At 73.0% G+C, this 24,716-nt stretch carries 19 protein-coding genes; 2 read left to right on the top strand and 17 right to left on the bottom strand.

Annotated features, from left to right (window positions below):
* The 16 genes from AB0Q96_RS36335 to AB0Q96_RS36260 all read right to left on the bottom strand — a co-directional run.
* Window positions 1–134 (bottom strand): S-adenosylmethionine synthetase N-terminal domain-containing protein (locus AB0Q96_RS36335; RefSeq protein WP_365333136.1); only part of this gene is annotated, 134 nt, incomplete at its 3' end.
* Window positions 131–1,018: an alpha/beta fold hydrolase gene (locus tag AB0Q96_RS36330; RefSeq protein ID WP_365333130.1), complete on the bottom strand. Its 888-nt coding sequence runs from the start codon at window positions 1,016–1,018 to the stop codon at window positions 131–133. The genes AB0Q96_RS36335 and AB0Q96_RS36330, both read right to left, overlap by 4 nt.
* Window positions 1,015–2,028 carry a ketoacyl-ACP synthase III family protein gene (locus AB0Q96_RS36325; protein WP_365333128.1) on the bottom strand — a complete coding sequence of 338 codons (1,014 nt, stop codon included), beginning with the start codon at window positions 2,026–2,028 and terminating at the stop codon, window positions 1,015–1,017. The genes AB0Q96_RS36330 and AB0Q96_RS36325 overlap by 4 nt, the downstream gene beginning before the upstream one ends.
* Window positions 2,025–3,092: an LLM class flavin-dependent oxidoreductase gene (locus tag AB0Q96_RS36320; RefSeq protein ID WP_365333126.1), complete on the bottom strand. Its 1,068-nt coding sequence runs from the start codon at window positions 3,090–3,092 to the stop codon at window positions 2,025–2,027. The genes AB0Q96_RS36325 and AB0Q96_RS36320 overlap by 4 nt, the downstream gene beginning before the upstream one ends.
* A gap of 27 nt (window positions 3,093–3,119) precedes the next feature.
* Window positions 3,120–4,364: an MFS transporter gene (locus AB0Q96_RS36315; RefSeq protein WP_365333124.1), complete on the bottom strand. Its 1,245-nt coding sequence runs from the start codon at window positions 4,362–4,364 to the stop codon at window positions 3,120–3,122.
* Window positions 4,348–5,988 carry an amino acid adenylation domain-containing protein gene (locus tag AB0Q96_RS36310; RefSeq protein WP_365333122.1) on the bottom strand — a complete coding sequence of 547 codons (1,641 nt, stop codon included), beginning with the start codon at window positions 5,986–5,988 and terminating at the stop codon, window positions 4,348–4,350. Before AB0Q96_RS36310 ends, AB0Q96_RS36315 begins: the two co-directional genes overlap by 17 nt.
* Window positions 5,981–7,123 (bottom strand): HAD-IIIC family phosphatase, encoded by a 1,143-nt coding sequence (locus tag AB0Q96_RS36305; RefSeq protein ID WP_365333134.1) that lies wholly within the window; start codon window positions 7,121–7,123, stop codon window positions 5,981–5,983. The genes AB0Q96_RS36310 and AB0Q96_RS36305 overlap by 8 nt, the downstream gene beginning before the upstream one ends.
* Window positions 7,124–7,185: 62 nt before the next feature.
* A complete protein-coding gene (locus AB0Q96_RS36300; protein ID WP_365333120.1) occupies window positions 7,186–8,232 on the bottom strand; it encodes a 3-oxoacyl-[acyl-carrier-protein] synthase III C-terminal domain-containing protein in 1,047 nt (348 codons plus the stop codon).
* A complete protein-coding gene (locus AB0Q96_RS36295; RefSeq protein ID WP_365333118.1) occupies window positions 8,229–9,356 on the bottom strand; it encodes an acyl-CoA dehydrogenase family protein in 1,128 nt (375 codons plus the stop codon). The genes AB0Q96_RS36300 and AB0Q96_RS36295 overlap by 4 nt, the downstream gene beginning before the upstream one ends.
* Window positions 9,349–9,663, bottom strand: a complete 315-nt coding sequence (locus AB0Q96_RS36290) for a phosphopantetheine-binding protein (protein ID WP_365333117.1) — start codon at window positions 9,661–9,663, stop codon at window positions 9,349–9,351. Before AB0Q96_RS36290 ends, AB0Q96_RS36295 begins: the two co-directional genes overlap by 8 nt.
* A complete protein-coding gene (locus AB0Q96_RS36285) occupies window positions 9,660–10,559 on the bottom strand; it encodes a 3-hydroxyacyl-CoA dehydrogenase family protein (RefSeq protein ID WP_365333115.1) in 900 nt (299 codons plus the stop codon). The genes AB0Q96_RS36290 and AB0Q96_RS36285 overlap by 4 nt, the downstream gene beginning before the upstream one ends.
* A complete protein-coding gene (locus AB0Q96_RS36280) occupies window positions 10,556–14,050 on the bottom strand; it encodes a thioester reductase domain-containing protein (RefSeq protein WP_365333113.1) in 3,495 nt (1,164 codons plus the stop codon). Before AB0Q96_RS36280 ends, AB0Q96_RS36285 begins: the two co-directional genes overlap by 4 nt.
* Before the next feature lie 17 nt (window positions 14,051–14,067).
* Window positions 14,068–14,421 (bottom strand): phosphopantetheine-binding protein, encoded by a 354-nt coding sequence (locus tag AB0Q96_RS36275; RefSeq protein ID WP_365333111.1) that lies wholly within the window; start codon window positions 14,419–14,421, stop codon window positions 14,068–14,070.
* Complete coding sequence (locus AB0Q96_RS36270; protein ID WP_365333109.1) at window positions 14,418–17,468, bottom strand: condensation domain-containing protein; 3,051 nt, start codon at window positions 17,466–17,468, stop codon at window positions 14,418–14,420. Before AB0Q96_RS36270 ends, AB0Q96_RS36275 begins: the two co-directional genes overlap by 4 nt.
* Window positions 17,465–19,357: a non-ribosomal peptide synthetase gene (locus tag AB0Q96_RS36265; protein ID WP_365333107.1), complete on the bottom strand. Its 1,893-nt coding sequence runs from the start codon at window positions 19,355–19,357 to the stop codon at window positions 17,465–17,467. The genes AB0Q96_RS36270 and AB0Q96_RS36265 overlap by 4 nt, the downstream gene beginning before the upstream one ends.
* A 52-nt stretch (window positions 19,358–19,409) precedes the next feature.
* Window positions 19,410–19,640, bottom strand: a complete 231-nt coding sequence (locus tag AB0Q96_RS36260; RefSeq protein WP_365333105.1) for a hypothetical protein — start codon at window positions 19,638–19,640, stop codon at window positions 19,410–19,412.
* A 272-nt stretch (window positions 19,641–19,912) separates the two neighbouring features.
* On the opposite strand from AB0Q96_RS36260, the gene AB0Q96_RS36255 reads away from it, so the two are divergent.
* Both AB0Q96_RS36255 and AB0Q96_RS36250 read left to right on the top strand, forming a co-directional pair.
* The gene (locus AB0Q96_RS36255) at window positions 19,913–20,503 is read left to right on the top strand and encodes a GNAT family protein (protein ID WP_365333103.1); all 591 of its coding nucleotides are present in this window, start codon (window positions 19,913–19,915) and stop codon (window positions 20,501–20,503) included.
* A gap of 806 nt (window positions 20,504–21,309) precedes the next feature.
* Window positions 21,310–22,710 carry an MFS transporter gene (locus AB0Q96_RS36250; RefSeq protein WP_365333101.1) on the top strand — a complete coding sequence of 467 codons (1,401 nt, stop codon included), beginning with the start codon at window positions 21,310–21,312 and terminating at the stop codon, window positions 22,708–22,710.
* 135 nt (window positions 22,711–22,845) lie between these two features.
* Here AB0Q96_RS36250 and AB0Q96_RS36245 read toward each other — a convergent pair whose 3' ends face one another.
* Window positions 22,846–24,594, bottom strand: coding sequence for a VanW family protein (locus tag AB0Q96_RS36245; RefSeq protein WP_365333099.1), 1,749 nt, complete (start codon window positions 24,592–24,594; stop codon window positions 22,846–22,848).
* Window positions 24,595–24,716: the final 122 nt, after the last annotated feature.

The raw sequence follows: 24,716 nt of genomic DNA, 5'->3' as shown, positions 1-24,716 counted from the left end.
AGGGTCTCGACGGCGACGCGGGAGGTGGGGTCCTCCTTGAGCAGCGCGTCGAGGATGGTGTCACTGATCTGGTCAGCGATCTTGTCGGGGTGACCTTCGGTGACGGACTCCGAGGTGAACAGACGACGTGTCATGAAGAGTGCTCCGGGGAGAAGTCGCGGACCGCGGTCGCGGCGCGGGCCGCGGTGATGTCATCGACGATGCTGCGGCAGACCGCCGCCGCGTGTTCGTACACGTAGAAGTGGCCGCCGGGCCAGGAGTGCTGGGCGGCCGTGGCGGTGGTGCGGTCGGCCCAGGGCGCGGCGAGCGCCGGGTGGGCGACCGGGTCGTCGGCGCCGGTGAACAGGGAGAGCGGTACCCGCAGCGGGCGGCCGGGGTGCTCCTCGTACGTGTCGACGACGGCGAGGTCCCCGCGCAGCGCCTCCACCATCGGTCCGACGAGGTCGGGGATCGCGAGCACCTCCTCCGGGGTACCGCCCAGTTCCCGCATGAAGCGGGTGAGCCGCTCCCGCGACCACCGGTGCCGCTGGTCGCGGTCGGGGCGGTGGCCGGGCGCGGGCGCGCCGGACAGGCCGACCCAGACGGGCGGCGGTCCGTCCTGGGCGAGCTCCCGGGCCAGCTCGTACGCGACGAGGGCGCCCATGCTGTGGCCGAAGACGCCGTACGGCCCGTCGAGCACCTGCCGGGTGAGCGGGGCGAGCCAGGCCACCACCTCGGTGGTGGAACGGCAGCCCTCCTCTCCCATGGCCATGAGCCGGCCCGGGAGGTCCACGGCGAGCAGCCGCCAGTCGGCGGGCAGGTGCCGCGGCAGCGGGGCGAAGGCCGCCGCCGATCCGCCCGCGTGGTGCACGAACAGCAGCGTGAACGGCGCCCCTTCGGCCCCGCCGGGCCGGTCGCCCCCGGCGGGCGCGTTCGCGCCGCGGTCGGCGCCGCCCCGGCGGGCCGTGGGCGCGGTGACCGGAGCGAGGAAACCCCGCAGGTCCTTCCAACCCGCGTACGGGCGTGGGGGAGCGGTCATCGGCCTCGGTACTCCAACGCCGTCACGCTCCAGCTGAACCCCATGCCGCTGGCGGCGACCAGGATCAGGTCACCGGGCCGCAGCCGCTCGTCGGCGATCAGGTCGCCGAGCGCGATGAACGGGTCGGAGCCGCCCATGTGTCCGTACCGGTGGTAGTTGAAGACGCTCTTCTCCGGCGGGATGCCGAGCCGGGCGAGCAGCTTCTCGTGCATCCCCTTGTCGCCCTGGTTGATCAGGAACCAGTCGACGTCCGCGATCTCCTTGCCGAGCGTGCCGAGCACGTCGTCCACGCGGGCCGGGAAGTTCTCCAGGTAGGCGTCGCCGAGTCCCTGCCGGCGGCCGCGGCGGCGCATCAGGACCCGGTCGTCCTCCACGTCGCCGGAGTAGTAGTCGGCCCACGACGGGTCGGTGCGCATCGCCGAGGTCAGCACGTCGAGCAGCCCGTTCCGGCGGCCCACGAGGAGCGCGGCGGGGGCGTCGCCGAAGTTGAACAGGGCCTTGGACTCGGGGTCCTCGTGGTCGACCAGCCGGCTGAGCCGGTCGCCGACGAGCACGAGGGCGTACGGCGCGCCGCTCAGGGCGAGTTCGGCCAGGGCGGCGCGGACGGCCGTCATCCCGCCGTTGCAGAAGTTGGCGATCTCGAAGCAGTGGGCGTTGTCGATGCCCAGCTCGGCGGCGACCTTGGCGGCCGGGGACCAGAACGGCAGGTCCCATTCGCCCGAGCCGGCGTAGACGACGAGACCGATGTCGTCCGGGTCGATCCCGTTGCGTTCCAGTACGGTCCGGCCCGCGGTCGCGGCCAGCTCCCACGCGGCCTCGTCCTCGTCGAGGGCCGGGAACCGCTCGGTGTGGGTGATGGCCAGGATGTCCGCGACGGACACGCCTGAGGACGCGTGCAGTTCCCGCACGTCCACCGCCGACGACGGGAACACCACCTCGAAGTCGACGATCCCGCCGAGGGTGTGGGCGGGCGTCCCGGCTCGCTCGTCGCGCTCGGCTCGCTCGGTCATGAGACGCCGCCCGCTCCGTCGGGCGAGGTGCGCTCGCGCAGCCGGTTCAGGTGTTCGAGGCTCGCCAGGACGGCGGGTGTCGGCAGCCCGAAGTCGATCAGACAGGCGACCTCGTCCACGCCGATCGCCCGGAAGCGCTCCACCATGCGCTCCGCCTTGTCCACGGTGCCGAGCAGGCCGCCGTCGTCGAAGTAGCGGTCGAAGGAGCGCGCCACGATGAAATCGATGTCCTCCGCGGACAGCTTGGACGCGTCGACGCGCCTGCCGTCGAGCCGCGAACCCAGCAGCAGGCCGAGCGAGCTGCGCAGGTAGTCGCCGAGCGGTGCCCGTACGGTCTCCCGGACGGCGTCCTCGTCCGCGCCGAGGAAGGCGTGCACCATCAGGGCGACGTGCCCGGTCCAGCCGTCGGGGCGGCCGAGCTCGGCGACCGCCTTGCGGTACTCGGCGATCTTGTCGGCGAGGTCGTCGAGGTCCTGGCCGAGCAGGTGCGTCAGCAGCCCCGAGCCGGACCGGCCCGCGTTGCGGAAGGTCTCGACACCGCCGGCGCTGGTCACCCAGACCGGGAGCTCGGGCTGCACCGGCGGCGGGTAGATCCCGAGCCGCTGTTCGACGCCGACCCCGTCGGTGGCCGTGATCCGCTCTCCGCGCCACAGCGCACGGACCTGCTCGACCTGCTCCAGGAGGATCTCGCGGCGGTTCTCGTAGTTCTCCGGGCGCAGCGCGAAGTCCGCGGCGTGCCAGCCGGAGGCGAAGGACAGGCCGACCCGGCCGCCGGAGATGTTGTCGACGACCGACCACTCCTCGGCGATGCGCAGCGGATGGTGCAGCGGGGCGACCACGCTGCCCGCCCGGATGCCGATCCGCTCGGTCACCGCGGCGATGGCCGCGCCGGTCACCGACGGATTGGGGTAGAGGCCGCCGAAGGGGTGGAAGTGGCGTTCCGGGGTCCACACCGCGCTGAAGCCGTTGCGGTCGGCGAACTTCGCTCCCTCCAGGAGCAGTTCGTAGCGGTTGCCCGTGGATCCGGTGCTGTCGTTGGCGAAGTAGAAGAGGCTGAAGTCCATGTCGTGCGTTCTCCGTTCGGGCGGCGGTCAGGAGGTGACGGCCGCTTCGGTGCCCGTCTCGGGGGCCTGCTCGCGGGTGCGTTCCGCCCAGGACGCCACGGCGGGAGCGGCGAGTCCGGCGGCGAGGAGCAGGGCGGCGAAGACGATCCAGGCGGGCCAGCCGAGCCGCACGATGAGCAGGGTGGCGAGCGCGGGGGTGACCATCGAGCCGAGCTGGGTCGACATGCCGAACATGCCCTGGTACTGCCCCTGTGCGTGATCGGGTGCCAGACCGAAGGCCAGCGACCAGGAGCCGGCGCTGTACAGCATCTCGCCGATCACGTGGACGACCGCGCCGGCCAGCAGCGCGGCGACCGCGACCCACACCGGGCGGTCGGCGGCGAGCGCGAAGAGCCCGCAGCACACGGCGAGGAACACACCGCAACGGCGCAGGGTGCGGGCGCCGCCGCGGATGTTCTCGCTGCCCTTGCCCGCCCGGACCTGGAAGAGCACGACCATGATCGTGTTGAGGATGAGGATCACCGAGTACAGCCACTTCGGCGCGTTGGTGTGGCCGGTGATCCAGATCGGCAGCGCGACCGTGAGGATGGCGACGTTCATGACCAGCACGGAGTTGAGCAGCGCCACCGCCGCGTACGGCAGGTCGCGCAGGACCACCCACTTGGGGCCGCTGCTCTCCTTCGGCACCGGGGCGACCGACGGCACCGTCGTGTAGGCGGCACCGGCGATCAGGAACATCACACCGCCCGCGATGAGCAGGCCGATGTAGGCGGGCCGGTTGTCGAACCAGAGCGCGACCGCGCCGGCGGCGGCGCCGAGCGTCACGCCCAGGTTGCTGACGGCCCGCATGTACGACCAGGCGCGGACCCGCTCCTCCTGCGGGATGAGCCCGGCGATCAGCGCGCCGCGCGCGGCGTCCGTGGAGGACTCGGCCATCAGCGCGAGACTGGTGACCACCACGAGAGCGGCAAAGCTCTCGACGAAGGCGTACGCGCCGACGAACACGCCGAGCAGCAGCAGGAAGCCGACGGTCGTGTTGCGCGGGCCCAGGGCGTCGGCCAGCCGCCCGGCCGGGATGCTCGCGGCCATGGCCATCGCCGCGCCGATGCTCAGCGCGAGTCCGACCTGCTCGGCCGGGATGCCGACGGTACGGGTGAAGAACAGCACGCTGACCGCCATCAGGACGCCGTGGCCCGCGGTCTTGGCGAAGTTGCTCAGGCACAGGGTGCGTACGATGCCCGGTGGCGGGACGATGTCATCGAGAAACGCCATGATGGCCTCCGCTGCCGCCGGCCGGTCCGGCCGCGGCGAGGTTGGGGGACTGGAGGTCGCGGGTGATGCGCGGCCGGTCGATCTTGCCGTTCGGGTTCAGCGGCAGCGCGTCCAGGTGCCGGAACCGCCGGGGGACCATGTGGATCGGGACCCGCTTGCGCAGCCAGCGGCCCAGCTGCTGCGGCTCGACGGGCGCACCGGTGTGGCAGCCGACGAGTTCGACGTCGTCGCCCCGCTTCAGCGCGATGACGACGGCCTGGTCGACGTCCGGGTGCCGCCGCATCGCCGCCTCGATCTCGCCGAGTTCGATGCGATAGCCGCGCACCTTCACCTGGTTGTCCAGCCGGCCGAGGTGCACCAGCCGGCCCGACTCCCACCGCACCCGGTCACCGGTGCGGTAGTAGTGCTCCGGGGTGAGCGGGGTCTCGCCGTCGTACGGCGTGACGCCGTGCCCGTCGTGGCCGAGGAACCGGCCTCGGTCGTCGGCCGGATCGAGATAGCCGTCGAACCGCTGCGAGCCGCGGACCACCAACTCGCCCTCCGTGGCGGGGCGGCCGGCCTCGTCGAGCACCAGGTGATCGAGGAAGTCGTAGACGGGCCCGATCGGGACACTGTCGTTGGAGGTGGCCGGCCATTCCGCGGGGTCTGCGGGAAGGGCGAACTCGGTGCACGCCACGGTCAGTTCGGTGGGTCCGTAGACGTTCTCGATCGCCGCCCCCGGCGCGACCGCGTGCCAGGCCCTGGCCTGGTCGTAGGAGAGTTGCTCGCCGATGAACACGCTCATCCGCAGGTTCGTCGCCAGCCCGGCGGGGAGATTGCCGAGCTGAGCGCTGACGGACACCACGGACGGCACCGAGAACCAGTGCGTGATCCCGTTGTCGACGATGTAGTCGACCGGCGACAGGAGTTCGGCCCGGCCCGGCACCACCAGCGTCGCTCCGCCGCCCCAGGTCACGAAGAGGTCGAACACCGAGGGGTCGAAGGTCAGGTCGAAGGTGTGCGAGGTGCGGCAGCCGGGGCCGATGCCGTAGCGCTCGATGTTGTGCGCGAGATACGGACTCAGGTTGCGGTGCCGGATCGGCACACCCTTCGGACGGCCCGTCGAGCCCGAGGTGAACAGGACGTACGCCACCTCGTCCGGGCCCGTGGTGTACGGCGGCAGCTCCGGCGCGGGTGCGACCGCCGCACGCCCGGCGGCGGCCACCTCCCCGGCTTCCAGGCGCAGTTCGGTCGGAACGCAACCGGCCAGCTCGCCGTCGAGCTGGGCCGCGTCGTCGGCGTCGACCACCAGCACCTCGGCGCCCGACAGCTCCACGATCGTGCGGTTGCGCCCCGCCGGGAAGGTCGGGTTGACCGGGGTGACGCTCGCGCCGAGCCGCTGGCCCGCGAGATAGGCGGCGAGGATCGCCACCGAACGGGTCGCCATCACCGAGATCCGGCGCGGCGCGGCGCCGTGCGCCGCCAGGATCCGGGCCGCGACGTGCTCGGCGGCCCGCCGCAGCTCGCCGTAGCGGAGCACGGTGCCCCCGGCCTGGACGGCCGGCTCGTCCGGGTGCCGCTCGGCGGTCCGCTCGAACCACTCGTACAGCGTGCCGGGCACCGGTACGGCGGCTGCCTCAGCCATGCGACACCTCCGCGGCGGCCAGGCCGGTCCCCGGGCGGTGGACGGCCAGGTCGGGGGCGTCCAGCCGCATCGTGGTCGGCGGCTGCTGCCGAACCGGTTCGATGTGCAGCAGCTCGATGCCGTCCCGGTCCGGGCCGGTGACCGCCACGGCGCACGGGCAGGCGTCGCCGGTGAAGCCCGCGAAGCGGTAGGCGACCTCCATCATCCGGTTGCGCTCGGTGCGCCGGAAGTCGGCGGCGAGGTGGACGCCCGCGGCGGCGGCCCGGTCGGTCAGCCAGCGCAGGATGACCGCGCCCGCACCGAAGGAGACCACCCGGCAGGAGGTGGCGAGCAGCTTGAGGTGCCAGACCTCGGGGAACCGCTCCAGCAGCAGGATGCCGACGGCACCGTGCTCACCGAAGCGGTCGCGCAACGAGACCACCAGCACCTCGTGCCCGGGATCGGTCAGCAGCGCGCGCAGCTCGGCGTCGCCGTAGTGCACCCCTGTGGCGTTCATCTGGCTGGTGCGCAGCGTGAGTTCCTCGACGCGGGCCAGGTCCTCGTCGGCGGCCCGCCGGATCGTCATGACCAGCTCCAGCGTGCGCAGGAACTCCTCGTCCGCGCCGGCGAAGTCCTCGCGGGCCGCCTCGCGGCGGAAACCGGCCTGGTACATCTCACGGCGACGGCGCGAGTCGGCGGTGACGACCGGGCTGAACTCCGGGCGGCCGGTGAGCTCCAGCGCCTCCTCGGCCCGGTAGCAGCGCACCTCCGGAAGGTGATGGCCGACCTCGGCGCGCTCGGCCGGCTGGTCGTCGATGAACGCGATGGTGGTGAGGGCGAACTTCAGCTGCTCGGAAATGGCCCGCACGGAGTGGGACTTGGCCCCCCAGCCGATCTGCGGGTGCACGAAGTACTCCGCCACACCGAGCTGTTCGAGCCGCTCCCAGGCGTGGTCGTGGTCGTTCCTGCTCGCCACGGCCTGCAGGATGCCGCGCTCGTCGAGGGTGGTGATCACCCGGCGGATCTCGTCGGAGAGCACGACCTCGCCGTCCTCGAGCAGGGTGCCCTGCCACAGGGTGTTGTCGAGGTCCCACACCAGGCACTTGACGGTCGTGACCGGGGTGGTCCCGGCGACCTCGGCGGAGCCGGCGGCCACCGGTGCGTCCGGGGTCCCGGGCGCCGCGGGGTTCTCGGGGGAATCGGGGTTCTGGGGCACGGTCACACCTCCCACAGGGTCACGGCCCACGCCGCGACCGGGCTGTTGTTGAGCACGAGCACGAGGTCGCCCGGGGCGAGTTCGCCGCTCGCGAGGAGCCGGTCGAGGTTGAGCACCACGTCCATGGCACCGAGATGCCCGTACGCGGCGAGATGCTCCCCGCACACCGGGTGGACCGGCAGGCCGAGCAGCGTCTCGTAGAACTGGTACGCGCTCGCGGTGACGTTCTGCATCAGCGTCGTGGCGACGCCGCTCTTCTCGACGCCCGCCTCCGCCAGCACCTCGTCGACCATCCGGGCCAGCCGCATACGGCTGTTCATGGCCAGCTCGAAGCGGTACCGGTCGGGCGAGGCGCACTCCTCGCGCCACTCGTAGTACGGCACCTGCTTGTAGTCGACCCGGAACAGGTCGTGGAAGGTGCCGTCGGTCTCCTGGCGGTGCGCCCGCAGCACCGGACGGCCGCCCCGGACCAGGGTCATCGCGTAGCCGCCGTCGCCGATCACCGTGACCGGGTAGCGGACCCGGTCGAGGCCGGTCGGGCGGCTGCCGTGGGCGATGAGCACGCTCCGCCGCGCCGGGTCGGCGAGCAGCAGGTCCCGGCCGAGCGCCCAGGCGGCGCTCGAACCGGTGCAGCCGAGTCCGTCGAGGGTGAAGGCGAACGTGCCGTCGAGCTTCGCCTCGGCCTGCACCCGGCAGGCGTCCGAGCCGAGCAGGACATCGGGGGCGCGCGGGCCGACCAGCATCAGGGTGTCCGGCCGCTCCGCGGCCCGCGGGCCGTCGGCGAGCCCGTCCAGCCGCTCCAGCAGACCGCGCACGGCCAGGGCGGCCAGGTCGCCCGCGGTGGTGTCCTCCAGGACGCCCACCGTCTCGATGCCGCTGCCGCGCGCGAACTCCGCCTCCTCCGGCGTGAGTCCGGAGAACTCGGGCAGATCCCCGAGCGCGGTGCGGACGGTGGGCAGGACCGTGTGGACGAGGCCGATGCCGACGCGGGTGTCCGCGCCGGAGCCGCCGCCACCGCCGGCGGTGCTCCCGCCGATCACGTCGCTCATGACCACACCGCCAGGGCGTGCTTGCCGAGCAGCAGCTGGCTGATCTCGTTGCTGCCCTCGATGATCTCCATCAGCTTCGCGTCCCGGTAGGCCCGGGCCACCGGGCCGCCGTCCTGGGCGCCCGCCGAGGCGAGCACCTGCACGGCCGTGGCCGCGCCACGGGCGGCGTACCCGGCGGCGAGGTGCTTGGCGGTGACGGCCGAGGTGACCAGTTCGGGGCTGTTCTCGTCCCAGCAGCGGCTGGCCTGCTCACAGCAGAGGGCCGAAGCCTCCTGGGCGACGTACAGCTCGGCCAGGTGCCGGGCGACCAACTGATGGTCGGCGAGCGCCACGCCGAACTGCTGCCGGGTCGCGGCGTGCGAGGCCGCCGCGCGCAGACACGCCCTCAGGATGCCGACGCAGCCCCAGGCCACGGACACCCGCCCGAAGGTGAGCGCCGAGGTCACCAGCCAGTCGACCGGGAGCCCGGCGCCACCGAGCAGCCGGTCGGCCGGCAGCCTCACCTCGTCGAACGTGATGTCGGCGTGCCCAGCCGCCCGGCAGCCCATCGGGTCGGCGACCCGGGTCACGGTCACGCCCGGCGCGTCGGTGGGGACGACCACCGCACCGGCCCCGGCGCCGTGGCGGCCGAAGACGACGAGGAGGTCGGCGTACGCGCCCACGGTGATCCAGGACTTGCGGCCGTCCAGCACGAGCGTGTCGCCCTCGACGCGGATCGTGGTGCTCATCGCGCCGAGGTCGCTGCCGGCACCGGGCTCGCTGAACGCCACCCCGGCCAGCCGGCCGGAGGTCAGCTCACCCAGATGGACCGCCTTCTGCTCGTCGCCGCCGAGCCGCTCCACGGTCCAGGCCGCCATGCCCTGCGACGTCATCACACTGCGCACGGAGGAGCAGAGGGCCCCGACATGAGCTGTCAGCTCGCCGTTGTCGGCGCTGCTCAGACCGAGACCGCCGTACGCGGCGGGCACCTGGGCGCACAGCATGCCCTTGCCGCCGAGCTCGCGCAGCAGCCCGAGCGGCAGCTCACCGGCCCGGTCCCAGCCGTCCGCCCGGTCGCCGATCAGCTCGGAGGCCAGCGCTTGCGCCTCGGCACGGGCGTCGCCGCCCGCCGTCGGCTCACGCATCGCCGCCGCGCAGCCGCAGTACGAGCGCGGTCATCGCGTCGACGCTGCGGAAGTTGTCGAGCGTGAGGTCGGGGCCGCCGACCTGGACGCCGAAGGACTGCTCGACGTGGACCAGCAGCTCCATCGCGAACAGGGAGGTGACCAGGCCGGTGGAGAACAGGTCGACGTCGGCGGCGACCTCGGTCTTGGTGCGCTGCTCCAGGAACGCGGTCAGCGTCTCCCGGACGGCCGCGGTGTCCGGCCCCGCGGTGTCCCGCTCCGCCGCGTCCTGGCCGACGACGTCCTGCTGAGTGGTGGGCGTGGTCATGACGTGCTGCCTCCGTGTTCGAAGAATCCGCGGCCGGTCTTGCGGCCGAAGTCGCCGGCGGCGACCTTTTCCAGGAGCAGGGCGCAGGGCTCGTAGCCCGCGTCCCCGGTGCGCTCGTGCAGGACGCGCAGCGAATCGACCACGTTGTCGAGGCCGATCAGGTCGGCGGTGGCCAGCGGGCCGGTGGTGTGGCCGAGGCAGCCCTCGAACGCGGCGTCGACGGACGCCGGGTCGGCCACGCCGTCGGCGACGATCCGGGCGGCCTCGTTGATCATGCGCTGCAGGATCCGGTTGATCACGAAGCCGGGCCCGTCGCCGACCACGACCCCGCGCTGGCCCAGCGCGTCCAGGAGGGCCTGGGCGGCGGCGACGGCGGCGGCCCCGCTGCGCGGGCCGCGGATCAGCTCGGAGGTCTGGATCAGGTAGGGCGGGTTCATGAAGTGGATGCCGACCAGGTCCTCGGGCCGGGCCACCGAGTCGGCCTGCTCGTCGATCGGGACGGCGGAGGTGTTGGAGATCAGCAGGGTCCCGGGGGCGACCACCGCCGACACCTCGGCGAGCACCTTCGCCTTGAGCGGGGCCAGTTCGGTGACGGCCTCCACGACGGCGGTCGCCTCGGTCACGTCCTCGATCCGGGTGGTGGTGACCAGCTCGCCGGTGGCCCCCTCACGGGGCAGCTTCCCCATCATCCGGGCGAGCCGCAGCTGACCGGTGGCCGCGGCACGGGCCTTGGCGAGGATGTCCTCGGAGACGTCCACCAGGATCACGTCGATGCCGCGCCCCAGGGCCAGTGTGGTGATGCCGGTGCCCATGACGCCCGCGCCGACGACGGCGAGCCGGTGGCCGCCGCGCGGGTCGTCGTTCCCGGCGCCGGACCGCGTCGCGTTGTCGCTCACTTCTCCCCCTTGAGGTCCGTGCCGGTGCCGGTGGTGGTGCCCGCGCCCTCGGCCGCCAGGGCGGGCAGGAGCGAGCCGATGTCCTCGGTGCGAGCGGCCAGGAAGGCCAGTCCACCGCGCAGCTGCTCGCCGGTGACCAGGGGGGAGAGCCCGGCCTTGCGCAGCCACGGCTGCCAGCCGCGGGCCTGCACGCCGGCCTCGTCCAGCTCGTGGCCCTCCATCTCGTAGAGGGCGGTCGCCGACAGCACCTTGCTGCCGGTGGCCGTGGCGCGCTCCGCGACCAGCCGCTGCCACTCGGTCAGCGGCACGGTGCGGGTCGGCAGCCCTGCCTCCGCCAGCGCCTCGAAGAGGTCTTCCAGGCTCGGCGAGATCTCGTCGACGAGATGGTAGGCGCGGCCCACCGACTTGGTGGACAGGGCGAGTTCGGCGACCGCGCGGGCCAGCACGTCCACCGGGGAGACCGGCATCCCGCGGTCGTCGACCGGACGGGCGCCGACCACCAGGCCGCTGGCGAGCAGGAACCAGATGAGGTCCTTGTCGTTGCAGGCGCCGGTCTTGCTGGACGCCATGATCAGGCCGGGACGGAACACCCGGACCCGCATCCCGTCCTGGTCGGCGCGCTCGAGCAGCCGCTCGCCGACCCACTTGCTGACGCCGTAGCCGCCGAGCTGCGGGTCGAGCGGCTGCTCGCGGGTCTCCATCAGCATCCCGTCGGTGCCGGCCGGAGCGGTGGCGGCGACGGTCGAGATGAAGCTGATGTCGCGGATGCCGAGCGGGCGCATCCAGTTGAGCAGGCCGACCAGCGGCAGGATGTTGTCCTCGCGCAGCATGCGGTACGGCTCGGTGAACACGACCTTGGCGGCGCAGTGCAGCACGTGGCCGATCCGCTCGGCGAGTTCACCGCCGCGGTAGGCCGCGCACACCGCGGCGATGTCGCGCAGGTCACCGGGGACGGCGTGGACGCGCTCCGGGTCGGGCTCGGCCAGGCCGAACTTGGCGGCGGTCGCCTTGAGCCGGGCCATGCCCTCGGCTTCGTCGGCGGCGCGGACGACGCAGTAGACGCGGCCCTTCGAGGCGCGGACCAGTTCGTCGAGGAGGAAGGCGCCGAGATAGCCGGTGGCGCCGGTGAGCAGCACGTCCTTGCCCGGCGCGGTCTTCTTGGCGAGCGGCTCCAGGGCGATCTGCAGGTCGGCGTCGACCAGCGCGCCGTCGCCGTCGGCCGCCGGGTCCACCTCCGCGTCGCCGAGCCCGGCGCCGTTCAGCAGGCCCTCGACGATGGTGGTGAGGCGCCGGACGGTGGCCTGGCTGCCGCCGGCCCGGTGGATGTTCACCAGGACGCCGAAGCGCCGCTGGATCTCCAGCACCAGCTGTACGGAGAGCAGGGAGGTTCCGCCGAGCGCGGCGAACTCGTCGTCCAGGCCGATGGTCTCGTGCCCGAACAGGTCCTTCCAGAGCTGGACCAGACCGGCCTCGACGGTGCCCTCGGCGGCGGTGGACAGCGCGCCCGTGCCGCCGGCGGCGGGCGCGGCGGCGACCGGGCCGTCGTAGCTGAGCCGGTCGAGGGCCCAGTGACGCTTGCGGGTGAAGGGGTACGTCGGCAGCGCGAGGCGGCGGCCCCGCCGACCGGACAGCGCGGACCAGTCGACCTCGGCGCCGTGCAGCCACGCGGTGGTCACCGCGTCGTCGAGGAGCTCGGCGAGCGCCTCCTCGTCCAGCGGGGCGGCCGGATCGGTCAGGGCCACCACATGGCGGCCTCGCGCGGGCTCGCCGTGTCCGACGAGGATGGCGAACCGACCCTCGGGCACCGCGTCCTGAGTGACCGTCAGTGATTCGCCGAGCTCGGGCAGCGCGGCGCGCAGACCCGCCAGGAGCGCGGCCGGCGGCTGCGGGGAGTCCGCGGCGGGCAGCACGAGCACGGGTCGGCGGCCGGCCGCCCGCTCGGTCCGCACGGCGGGCGGTCTCGGCATCCGCAGCGCGGCGGCCAGCCGCTCGCGGGGCGCGCTGACCACCCGGCGTTCGTCGAAGACGGCCCGCCCGGCCCGCAGGGTGTGGGCGACGTCCGCGGCGTCGAGACCGCCCTCGTCGAGGGCGTCGGCGAGCCGACGGCACGCCTGATCGAGCTCCGCGCGGGTACGGGCCGACAGCACCAGGCGCACCGTGGCCCGGTGCGGCGCGGCGGGGCGTACCGGCTGCGGCGGGGCGGCGAGCACGATGGCCGCGTTGGTGCCGCCGACCCCCATGGAGTTCACCAGGACGTGCCGGTCGGCGTCGGCGCACTCCTCGCCCGAGGTGGTGACGAAGAACGGGCTCTCGTCCAGGATGCCCGGGTCGCGCGGACTCTCGAAGGTGGGGTGCGGAGGGATCTTGCCGGTGCGGGCGACGTGCACGGCCTTGATGAAGCCGGCGATGCCCGCGGCCGGGCCGGTGTGCCCGATGTTGGACATCACCGAACCGAGCGCGCAGTAGGCGGTCTTGTCGGTGGTGGCGCGGAACGCCCGGTCGAGCGCGATGAGTTCGATGTTGTCGCCGACCGGCGTCGCGGTGCCGTGTGCCTCCACGTAACGGAGCTTGTCGGCGCCGACCCCGGCGGTGCCGAGGGCCGCGGCGACGACATCGGCGACACCGCGCGGGCTGGGCGCGATGAAACCGAGCCGGTCGCCGCCGTCGTTGCCGACGGCGCTGCCACGGATCACCGCGAGCACGTTGTCGCCGTCGGCGAGCGCGTCGTCGAGGCGGCGCAGCGCGACGACGCCGACGCCCGAGCTGTACGTGGTGCCGGTCGACGAGGCGTCGAAGGAACGGCAGTAGCCGTCCTCGGACAGCACGCCACCGGGCTGGTGGCGGTAGCCGCGGAAGGGTTCGAGGACCGTCGCGCCACCGGCGAGGGCGATGTCGCACTCGCCGGAGAGCAGGCTGAGGGTGGCGTAGTGCACGCCGTACAGCGAGGAGGAGCAGCCGGTCTGGAGGCTGACGGCGGGGCCGCGCAGGCCCAGTTTGTAGGCGGCGCGCGAGGTCATGAAGTCGGCCTGGCCGCCGACCGTGAGTTCGAGGTCGTCGACGGCCGCGCGCAGCCCGGCCTCGCGGGCCTTCGCGGCGAGCAGGGCGGCGGAGTAGTTTCCGGCGGCGCTCCCGGCGAACACACCGACGACGGGGCCGTCCTTGCGCACCGGGTGCCCGGCGGCCTCCAGCGCCTCCCAGCACGCCTCCAGGAAGATCCGCTGCTGCGGGTCGATGGTCTCGGCCTCGCGGGGCGGGTAGCCGAAGAAGTCGGAGGCGAAGTCCTCGACCCCGGGCAGTGAGGTGGCGACCCGCACGAAGGCGGGGTCGGCCAGCATCTCCTCGGTGACACCCGAGGCCTTCAGCTGCTCGGGGGACATCTCCCGCATGGAGACGACACCCCGGTCGATGTTGCGCCAGAACTCCTCGGGAGTGGTGGCGTCGGGATAGCGCAGGCCGATGCCGATGACGGCGATGTCGGTGGCGTTGGTCATGGTCCTGGTTTCCCCGCTCACTCGGATGCGCTCTGGTCACGGCGCGCGCGGCCGAGCAGGCCGGCGCGGTTGCGGGCGCCCAGCTCGGTCAGCGCCTCCTCGGCGCCGGAGGTGTCCGCCAGCAGGGCGGCCTGTGCCTTGACGGTGCTGTGCTGGAACAGGTCGGAGACCTTCAAGGTCCGCTCCGTCAGCGGGTCCAGCTCCTCCCAGAGCATGATGAGGAGCAGTGAACTACCGCCTGCCTCCAGGAAGTTGACATCATCGGAGACCTGCTCGACGGAGTCCAGGTCGAGGACGTCGGCCCAGGCCCGTCGGACCTGGTCGAGCAGTTCGGTCTCGCTGAGCGGGGTCGTGTCCACGGTGTTGTTCACGAGATGCTCCTGGTGAAGGGGTGGGAGTCGGGGTCGGCGGCGAGGTCTTCGGCGGCGGCGACCACGTCGTCGAGCAGCGCCTGCGCCGTGTCCCTGGTGAAGAGATGGACGGCGTACGCCAGCGCGAGGTCCAGCCGGTCCTCCGCGCCGTCGGTGGCGACGAGTTCGAGTTCGTACTTGATGTGGAGGGGTTCCAGCGGGAGGAAGCGGGCGCCGGTCCCGTCGGCCAGGGCGGCCGGACCGGTGTCGCCGCTCTGGGCGCTGAGGAACACCGGGGTGAGCGCCGGACGGCTCAGGTCGCGGTCGCTGTGCAGCTCGTTGGCGAGGACGTCCAGGGCCACGTCGGCGTGCCGGTAGGAGACGGAACAGCTCTCCTTGACCCGGCCGAGGAGCTCGCGCCAGGTGGGCTCGCCGCGCAGGTCCAGCCGCAGGATCAGGGTGTTCACGAACATCCCGACCGCCTCGGTGGCGCTCGGCTCCTCGCGGCCCGCCCACGGGAAGGCGAACAGGAAGTCGCGCTGGCCGCCCCGCCGGGCCAGGGCCACCGCCAGCAGCGCGGCCGTGGTCATGAAGAGCGTGCTGCCGTTGACCTCGGCGGCGACCGAACGCAGCCGCGCGGCGGTCCCCGCGGGCAGCCTCGCGGTCAGCAGCGCCGCCTCGGTGGACTGGAGCTCGGCGCGCCGCCAGTCGTGCGGCAGCGCGATGTCGTTGGGCGTGCCGCGCAGGTGCTCCAGGAGCGCGGCGGCCCGCTCCCGCTCCTGGACCGGGGTGGCGGGGGCGACCGGTCCGAGGCGGGCCGGGTGCACCGGCTCCGCGAGCACGGGGGCGGTGCCGCCGGAGAGGGCGCGGTAGACCGTGCCGATCTCCGTGAGCAGCAGGTCGCGCGACCAGCCGTCGGCGACGATGTGGTGCACGACGAGGGCGAGTACGGTCCGGTCGGGACCGAACACCAGGATCTCGGCGCGCGCGGGGGCGTCCTGCGCGAGGTCCATCGGGGCCCAGCACAGCTGGGACAGCCGGCCGCGTACCCGGTCGGGTTGCCAGTCGGTGGCGTCGGTGACCTCGGCCGGGGTGGGCGGGACCGTGGTGCTGTAGCAGACATGCCGCTTGCGCCGGTCGAGACAGAACACCGAGGACAGGGCGGGATGGCGGGTGAGGACGTGGTCCACGGCCCGGCGCAGCACGTCGTGGTCGACGGCTCCGGTGTACTCGACGAGGGTGGGGATCAGGTAGGCGGAGCGCAGCGACGGCAGCCGGTCGAGGAACCAGAAGCGCTGCTGCACGGGCGACGCCGGATGGGTCTCGGTGTCCATGTCGGCGGGCACCGCGGCGCTCCGCTCGACGGGGGCGGGAGCGGCCTCGGCGGCCCGTGCCGCGGTGAGGAGGTGGGCGAGCCCGGCGACCGTGGGCCGAGGCAGGAACTCCCGTGGCGACACGGCGAGCCCGTGGCGGCGCTTGGCCTCGGCGAGCATGGTGACCGCCAGCAGCGAGTGCCCGCCGAGCGCGAAGAAGTCGGTGTCCGCGGTGAGCGTCGCCGCCGCGGGCGCGGGTCCCAGCCCGCCGCGCTGGGCGAGCGCGGCGACGAAGAGCTCGGCGGCCTCGGCCTCGGCTCCGCTCAGCGCCGGTCCGGGCGGACCGGCCGCGTCGGCCGCGGCCTTCGCGTCCCGCGGCGGGGCGGGCGGCGCGGGCTCCGGGGGCAGTTCGTCCGCGCGCGGCTGGCCCGGCGGCTCCGGCAGCGCCGCCAAGGGTGCGTCCGGGTCCTCGACGGCCGCGTCGAGCAGGGCTGCCACGCCCTCGGCGAGGGCCCGCGCGGTGGCGGGGCCGTACAGCTCCGAGTCGTACTCGACGGTGACCGCCAGTCCCGCGGGTCCGTCCTCCAGGATCAGCAGCAGGTCGAACTTGGCGGTGCCGGTGCCGAGGACGGCGGGCGCGGTCCAGCCGGTGGCCCCGGCGCGGGGCGCGGGCGCGTTCTGGTACACGAACCCGACCTCGACCAGCGGGCTTCGGCCCGTCCCGCGCGCGGTGGCGACGGCCGCGGTGAGCCGGTCGAAAGGCACCCGCTGGTACGACAGCGAGCGGAACGCCTCCTTGCGGGTGGCCGCGCACAGCGCGCGGAACGAGTCCGCCGGATCGACGCGGCAGCGCAGCGGCACGTTGTTGACGAAGAACCCGACGGCCTCCTCGAGGCCCGGGTGGTCCCGGTTCGCCGTCATCGTGCCCAGCAGGAATTCGCCCCGGCCCGACCAGCGGCGCAGCACGTCCTGGACCGCCGCGGTGAGCACCACGTACGGCGTGACACGCAGCGTGCGGGCCAAGTCCTCGATCCGGCCGCGGATCCGCGGCGGCACGGTGACGGTGAGCTGCTCGCCGGTCCGCGTGCCGTCCGGGGCGGCGGGCCGGTCGGCGCGCCCGGCGAGGCGCAGGCCGGGGGCGACCCGCAGCAGCTCGGCGACGCGCTCGTCCAGGGCGCGTACCGCCGTCGCGTCGTGCTCGGCCGCGCGTTCGAGCACGGCGAAGTCGGCGTAGCGGGTGGGCAGCGCGGGCAGTTCCGCGGGGTCGCCTGCGGCCACCGCCTGGTAGGCGCTGGCCAGGTCGTCGAAGAGCGGCGCCAAGGACCATCCGTCCACCGCGATGTGATGGATCGTCAGGAGGGCGGCGGTGCCTTCGGGCAGCCCCTGCCACAGCGTGCAGCGCAGCAGCGGGCCGGCGGCCAGGTCGAACGGCGCCCGGCCGCGTTCGTGGGCCTCCCGTTCGGCGCGGGCCGCCGCGTCGGGCGCGCCCGTGAGGTCGACGACCTCGACCGGCACCGGCTCGGCCGGGCCCGCCTCCTGCACCGGGCGTCCGTCGGCGAGCCGGTACACGGTGCGCAGGGGCTCGTGCCGTTCGGCCACCGCCGCGAGCGCGAGCGAGAGGGCCTTGGGGTCCAGCGGCCCGGGGGCGCGGAAGAACAGCGGGACGTTGTAGGTCGGGTTGCCCGGCGCGGCGGCGTCGGCGAACCACAGCCGCTCCTGGGCGAAGGAGAGCGGCGCGGGACGGTTTCCGGTCATGAGGCGGCCGCCAGGGAGGTCGAGGCCACGTGTGCGGCCAGCTCGTCGAGGCTGTCGGTCAGCAGCACCGCGCCGGCGTCGATCCGCACACCGAGGCGCTCCCGCACCCGGACCGTCACCTGCATGGCGAGGATGGAATTGCCACCGAGGTCGATGAAGTTGGCGGCGGGCCCGACGGCGTCGGTGCCGAGCACGTCGCGCCAGATGTCCTGGAGCGCGGCGAGCGCCGGGGCATGGCCGGGCACGGCCTCGGACTCCGGGCCGGCGGAGGCCGTGGGCGCCGGGCCGTCCGGCGGGGAGGTGGGTCCGGCGGGCGTGGCGGCTCCGGCGGTGCCGGCGGCTCCGGCGGGCGAGTCGAGCAGGCGCAGCAGCTGAGCGCGGTCGGCCTTGCCGGTCGAGCCGAACGGGACCCGGTCGAGCACCAGCCAGCGCGACGGGAGCATATAGCTCGGCAGGGTCTCGCCGAGGCTCCGGTGGAGGGCGGCGGGCAGCTCCGCGCGGTCCGGACCCGCGGCGGCCCCCGGCGAGGGCAGCACGAAGCCGACGAGCGTGGCGGCGGCGCCGTCCCCGGTCTTCTCGACGAAGACCGCGTCGGCGAGTCCGCCCGCCATCACGGCCCGCTCGATCTCCTCCAGCTCGATCCGGAAGCCGCGGAGCTTGACCTGCCGGTCGGTGCGGCCGAAGAGTTCCACGGCGCCGCTCGGCAGCATCCGCCCGGTGTCGCCGGTGCGGTAGATCCGCGCCCCGGTCGAAGGGAGCGTGACGAAACGTTCTTTCGTCAGCTCGGGGCGGGCGAGATAGCCGAGCGCGACACCCGGCCCGCCCACGCACAGCTCACCGGTCTCACCGGCCGCCACCTCGTTCAGCTCCGCGTCCAGGAGATGGAGGGAGGTCTCCTGGAGCGCGAAGCCGACCGGCACCCGGTCGAGACCCGAGAGGCTCGCCTCGGTGCAGTCGAAGTACGCCGCGAAGGTGGTCGTCTCGGTCGGACCGTAGCCGTTCACCAGGCGCCCCGGCGGCCCCGCCGCCAGCACTCGGCGCACCGCGCCCAGCTCCAGCTGCTCACCGCCGACCACGACCGTGCCGACGGTGGCGAACGCGTCCGCGCTCTCGCGCGCCACCGTGTGGAAGAGCGAGGTGGTGAGGAACATGGCGTCGATCCGCTCGGCGCGGATCAGCGCGGTCCACTCGTCCATGGCCAGCTCGGTCACGGACGGGAAGACCACGACCGCCGCGCCGCCGCACAGCGCGTTCCACACCTCGAAGGTCGTGGCGTCGAAGGCCGGATTGGCGGAACTCGCCACCCGGTCGCCCGCCTCGACCGTGCAGAACAGCGCGTTGAGGGCGAGCCGCAGCACGGCCCGGTGCGGGACGACGACCCCCTTGGGGCGCCCGGTCGAACCCGAAGTGAAGTTCACGTAGGCCGCGTCGTCACCGTCGCCGTCCGGCTCGGGCACCGGCAGGAAGGGGTCGTGCTCGGGCAGGTCGAGCGGCTCGACGCCCTCGGGCAGCCAGGACGACAGGGCGGACCAACGGCCCGCCCCGGCCCGGCCCTCCGGGGCACGGACGATCACCCGCGAGCCGGACTCGCCGACGATGTCGGCGAGCCGGCCGGTGGGGGCGAGCGCGTCGAGCGGGAGGTAGGCGGCGCCGCAGCGCAGGATGCCGAGGAACGTGACGATCAGGTCGACCGAGCGGTCCTGCGCGACCGGAACGAGATCGCCCCGGCCGACGCCCCGGCGGGCCAGCTCGGCGGCCAGCCAGCCGGAGCGCTGCCACAGCTCCCAGTACGAGAGCGCCCGGCCACCCGCCGGTTCGCGTACCGCGCAGGCGTCGGGCGCCCGCTCGACCCACCGTGCCACGACGTGGTGCACCCCGACTGCCGCCATTTCCTACCCCTCCGCTGAATTCGACAAGAACGGTGCGTTGATCAGGACCGGCTCATCCCCAGCCGTGGTCCTCGGTTCCGGTGGCGCGGGCGACAAGACCGGCCCGCGGCGTGGGATCGGTGGCGGAGGTCAGGCCCCAGCCGTGATCCGCCGCATTCAGGATCGTGGTCCCGGTCAGGGGGTCGAAATCTGCCAGAAGTTTGCCGGAGACAGCCGGAGCGGCCGCGAAGAGAAATGCCGACACGGCCATTCCGGCGGGTCTGACCAGGCGGTTGGTAAGCATCGCTCTCCGTTTCGTTCGCGGCCTTCATGCGTTTTCGGCCACATCCGCTTTCCGACGTCCAACATCGTGTGATGTGTGAGGAGTCCGGATCAATGAAGCGCGAGTGCACGCATGTGCGGCGCATGATCATGCGGACCGTGAAACGGGCATCCCGGACTGCCCGGGAGCGCGCGCTCGACCCCGCTCGTCTAGGGTGAACAGCGTTCACCGGGGCGGCGGCGGGACGTCATCTGCCCGTCGTGGCACCTGGATCCGGCCCGAGGGAGGCTCGTGTGACGCTCTTCGGTCACGACCTGACAGACTCTGCCCGACTGCGCCCACTGGAGCCGTGGCAGGCGGAAGAATTCGCTGATTATGTCGAACGCGTACGGCCGCATCTCGCGCCGTGGCTGCCTTGGGCACACTTCATCGTCGACGCCGACTCGGCCCGTCAATTCCTCCAGCGGTACGCGGACACGCAGAGCCAGGACGGCGGCCGGATTTTCGGCATCTGGGTCGACGGCAGACTGGAGGGCGGAGCACTGTTCCGTATCTTCGACGTGCCGAACGGGGTCTGCGAAATGGGCGTCTGGCTCTCTCCGGAGGTGCAGGGAAAGGGCCTTGTCACACGTGCCGCCCGGCATCTCGCCGACTGGGCTCTGCGGGTCCGTGGAATGCACCGGGTGGAATGGCGGGTGACTCCGGCGAATGAGCGGAGCATCGCCGTCGCGAAGCGCCTCGGCATGCGGTACGAGGGCACGCTGCGTGAGGTGTTCGCCTTCAACGGCGCGCGACAGGATCTGGAGATCTGGGCACTGCTCGCCGGCGACGCCCCGGGGTCCGGCAGCGGGTCGGCCCGGCACGGGGACCTGGCCGAACGGTGACGTGACATCGCGGACTCGTCGACCTCCCCGAGCGCGGTCACGACGGCTCGCGCGAGGCGGCTGTCGTCCCCCGGCGTGGAAGGCGCGAAGCCACCGGGGCCCTTCGACGGGGTCACGGCGCCAGGCGGCGACCTGTTCGGTGAAGCCGAGGACCGCGCGGTCCCGGCGCAGGTCGGCGGCGGCCTGGTCGGCCGCGGCGGCGAGGCGCGCGTAGCGGCGGCGCACGGCGCGGTCGGCGGCGGGGAACGGGAAGGCGACGTCACCGTCCTCGTTGAGCGGCCCGTTCTCCATCACGACGAGGATGCGCATCGGTGCGGTTCCTGTGACCGGGCGGTGCGGCGTGTCGGGCGTGAACTGTACGGCGGTTCCCGGGCCGAGAGCCCTGGAGTTCGACGCGCTCGTCACGGCCGCGTGAGACTTCGAGTCGAGGCGCGCCTGACTGGCTTCGGACCCCATCCGATCCCTGCCTGAATGTCCCGGTTCAACGCTCCGTAGTCAGCGCCGAACCAGCACGGGACAGGTTCCCAGGGGTGCTGACGTGGGCTTTCGGGTCAGCACCGAACCAGCACGGGATCCAGAACCCCACCCCCAAACAGGGGCGCAGCACGCAAACCTGACAGGCATCTCCGGGCCCCGTCGAGCGCCGTCCGGCGGAGCTCGACGCGGCCCGGCGGAGCGGGCATGGTGGCTGCGCGCACCTCGGGCGGTGGAACTGTGGTGTCCCACCACATACGCCCCTGACCTGCCCATTCCTACGGTGTGGCGACACGACAACGTCCCCGTCACCCCGCTCGGAAGTGGTGCACATGGCCGCCGCAACACACGCCCCCACGCCCCCCGGTTCCCTCAAGCGCATCGTCGCCGCGTCCCTCATCGGGACCACCATCGAGTGGTACGACTTCTTCCTTTACGGGTCGGCCGCGGCGTTGGTGTTCAACAAGTTGTTCTTCCCGGAGTCCGATCCGCTGGTCGGGACCCTGTTGTCCTTCCTCACCTATGCCGTCGGGTTCGCGGCACGGCCCTTGGGCGCGCTCGTGTTCGGGCATTACGGGGACCGGCTCGGGCGGAAGAAGCTGCTCGTGCTGAGTCTGCTGCTGATGGGTGGGGCGACGTTCGCGATCGGGCTGTTGCCGACGCATGCCACCGTCGGGTCGGCCGCGCCGGTGCTGCTCACCGTGCTGCGGCTGGTGCAGGGGTTCGCGCTCGGTGGCGAGTGGGGCGGGGCCGTGCTGCTCGTGTCCGAGCACGGGGACGCGCGGCGGCGTGGGTTCTGGGCCTCGTGGCCGCAGACCGGGGCGCCGGCCGGGCAGTTGCTCGCCACCGGCGTGCTCTCCGCGCTGACCGCGCTCCTGTCCGACTCCGCGTTCCTGGCGTGGGGCTGGCGGATCCCGTTCCTGCTCTCCGGCGTGCTCGTCATCGTCGGGCTCTGGATCCGCTTGTCGGTCGACGAGTCGCCCGTCTTCAAGGCCGCCCTCGCCGCCGCCGAGCAGCGCAAGGCGGACGCCGCGGGCCAGGCCGAGAAGATGCCGCTCGTCGCCGTCCTCAGGCACCACTGGCGTGACGTGCTCATCGCCATGGGCGCCCGTATGGCGGAGAACATCAGCTACTACGTCATCACCGCCTTCATCCTCGTCTACGCCACCACCCAGGTCGGGCTCTCCAAGCAGACCGCCCTCAACGCCGTCCTCATCGGATCCGCCGTCCACTTCGCCGTCATCCCGCTCTGGGGCGCCCTGTCCGACCGTGTCGGCCGACGGCCCGTGTACCTGGTCGGTGCCGTGGGCGTCGGGCTGTGGATGTTCCCCTTCTTCGCCCTGATCGACCAGGGGTCCTTCGGCAGCCTCCTGCTCGCCGTGACCGTGGGTCTCGTCCTGCACGGCGCCATGTACGCCCCCCAGGCCGCCTTCTTCTCCGAGATGTTCGCGACCCGCATGCGCTACTCCGGGGCCTCCATCGGCGCCCAGTTCTCCTCCGTCGCCGCCGGTGCCCCCGCCCCGCTCATCGCCACCGCGCTGCTCGCCGACTACGACAGCTCCACCCCGATCGCCCTCTACGTCATCGCCGCCGCCCTGCTCACGATCGTCGCCATCGGCTGCGCCCGTGAGACCCGGCACCGGGACCTCGCCGAGATCGCCGGTGACGGCGATGGCGGGGAGGGGGCGGGGGTCTCCTCTGTAGGGTCCGTCCGTGGTGGTGCCGAGGTCTGAGGCTTCGGCGGGTGGGGCGTCGGTGGGTCTTCGGGGCCCGGGGCCCCCGGCCGGTGTCCTTGAACGGCCGATGGGCCCCTCTCCACGGAGAGGGGCCCCTCGGCCGTTCGGCTCGTGCCGGAGTTCAGGCTCGCGTCACTCCTTGCCCACGCACGTCACCTTGTCCCGCGGCGTGTAGTGCGTCGAGAACGTCTCGCGCTTCACCTCGGTCCCGCCGTTCTTGAAGACCCGGTCGACCTTGATGTCGAAGCCCTCCAGCGGTTCCTGGACCTCGCACTTCGGGCTCGGGTCCTTGCGCTCGGCCGGCGGCTTGATGTTGGTGCGCGGGCCCGCGACCGCCTCCACCGAGTCGTACTTCTTCGTGCCGAGGAAGCTGACCGTCACCGACGAGTCCGTCGAACTCGCCTTGATGTAGATCGGGTTGCCCGAGTCGTTGCGGAACTTCAGGTCCAGCGTCCCCCACGCGACCGTCGCCTCGCGGCCGGCCGGGTAGCGCTCGATGTAGAAGGAGTGCGCGCCGTGCTCGACCGGCTGCACACCGGCGAAGAACAGGGCGTTGTACATCGTGGTGGCCACCGCGGAGACGCCGCCGCCCGGCGCCTTCTGGTACTGGCCGTCCATGATCATCGTGCCGTCCACGAAGCCGTTGGCCTTCGTGCGCTCGCCGACCGTGCGGTTGAAGCTCCACACCTCGCCCGGCTTCACCACCGAGCCGTTGATCAGCTCGACGGCCCTGCCGATGTTGGTCGTCCGGTACGGAGCGCTCGGGAAGTTCACCGTGAACGTCGACATCTGCTCCTTGATGCCCAGCGCGGCCAGCGACTTCGACGACAGCTCGGGCTCGGTCACCTTCGTCGGCACCGCCGCCGTGCGTGCCGTCGTGCCCGCCTTCGTGAGCAGCGGTTCCACCGTCTGCCCGAAGGCCGCCGGCGACACCTCGCGGCCGGGCCGGCCCTCCTGCTCGACGACCACCTTGCCGTCCCGTACGCCGAGTTGGGCCTCGACCGGCGCACCGGTGAAGGCGTCCAGCGGGCGCGCGACATCGGGGTCGCGCAGCAGGGACGCGGTGTCGAGGGACGAGTTCAGGCGCCCGTCGGCCGACGTCACCTTCAGGTGGTCGCCGAGCGTCGCCGCGGAGATCGCGAGCCGCTTGTCGCCCGACGTCAGCGTCACCGGGCCGGACATGGCGGGGGAGGCGAACTCCTTCATGAAGCGGGAGACCTCCGCCGCCCGCACCTTCGGCTGCGTCACGGAGACCGGCAGCGTCACCGGGGCCGAGCCGCCGGCCGCGGGGTAGGCGCCGCGCAGGGCGTCCACCGCCGCCGTCGTGTCCAGCGCGCGTCCGTCACGCGGCTGGGTGGCGACCGCCTTGCCGTCCTTGAACGCCACGGCGCCCTCGCGGACCGTCCGGTCGTGCTCCTTGGCCGCGGCGTCGACGGCCGCGCGTGCCTTGGCGCCGTCGAAGGCGACGACCGGCTCGATGTCCCGTTCGGCCGAGGAGAAGAGGCGGCCGACCACGGTGACGGGGTCGCGCGAGGGGTCCGCCGCCTTGTCGGCGGTGGCCGCCACGTCGACGGTGAGTCCGGCGGCCTCCGGGTCGACGGTCGCGTCCGTGTCGCCGATACGGACCTTCAGCGGGTCCTTCCAGGCGGCGGGGGCGGCGGACGTCAGCCGGGCGGCGGCCTCGGCGCGGCTCAGCCCGCCTATGTCCACCCCGTCGACACGGGTGCCCGCGGATATGTCGTCCCCGGCGGCGACGAGGCCCGCCACGTACAGTCCGCCGGCGACGGCCGCGACCACGCCGGTCGCGAGCGCCGCCTTACGTATATGACCGCGGCGCCCACTGGGGGCCGCGGTGGCGTGGTCGGTCGTGGAGCGGCGCACACACCCTCCCGGTGCGTAAGGAGTCAGGGGTATCAGTACACCGTACGCTGAATCGGGCTTATCGGACTATGAGGATCATCTCACCCGGATCTGGTGGGCCGGTTGACTCGTTGAGTCGCCCT

This window comes from Streptomyces sp. NPDC093111 (assembly GCF_040683955.1).
GTDB lineage: Bacteria > Actinomycetota > Actinomycetes > Streptomycetales > Streptomycetaceae > Streptomyces.
Note: the sequence above shows the minus strand (reverse complement) of the source record. Positions and strands in the feature narration are given on the sequence as shown.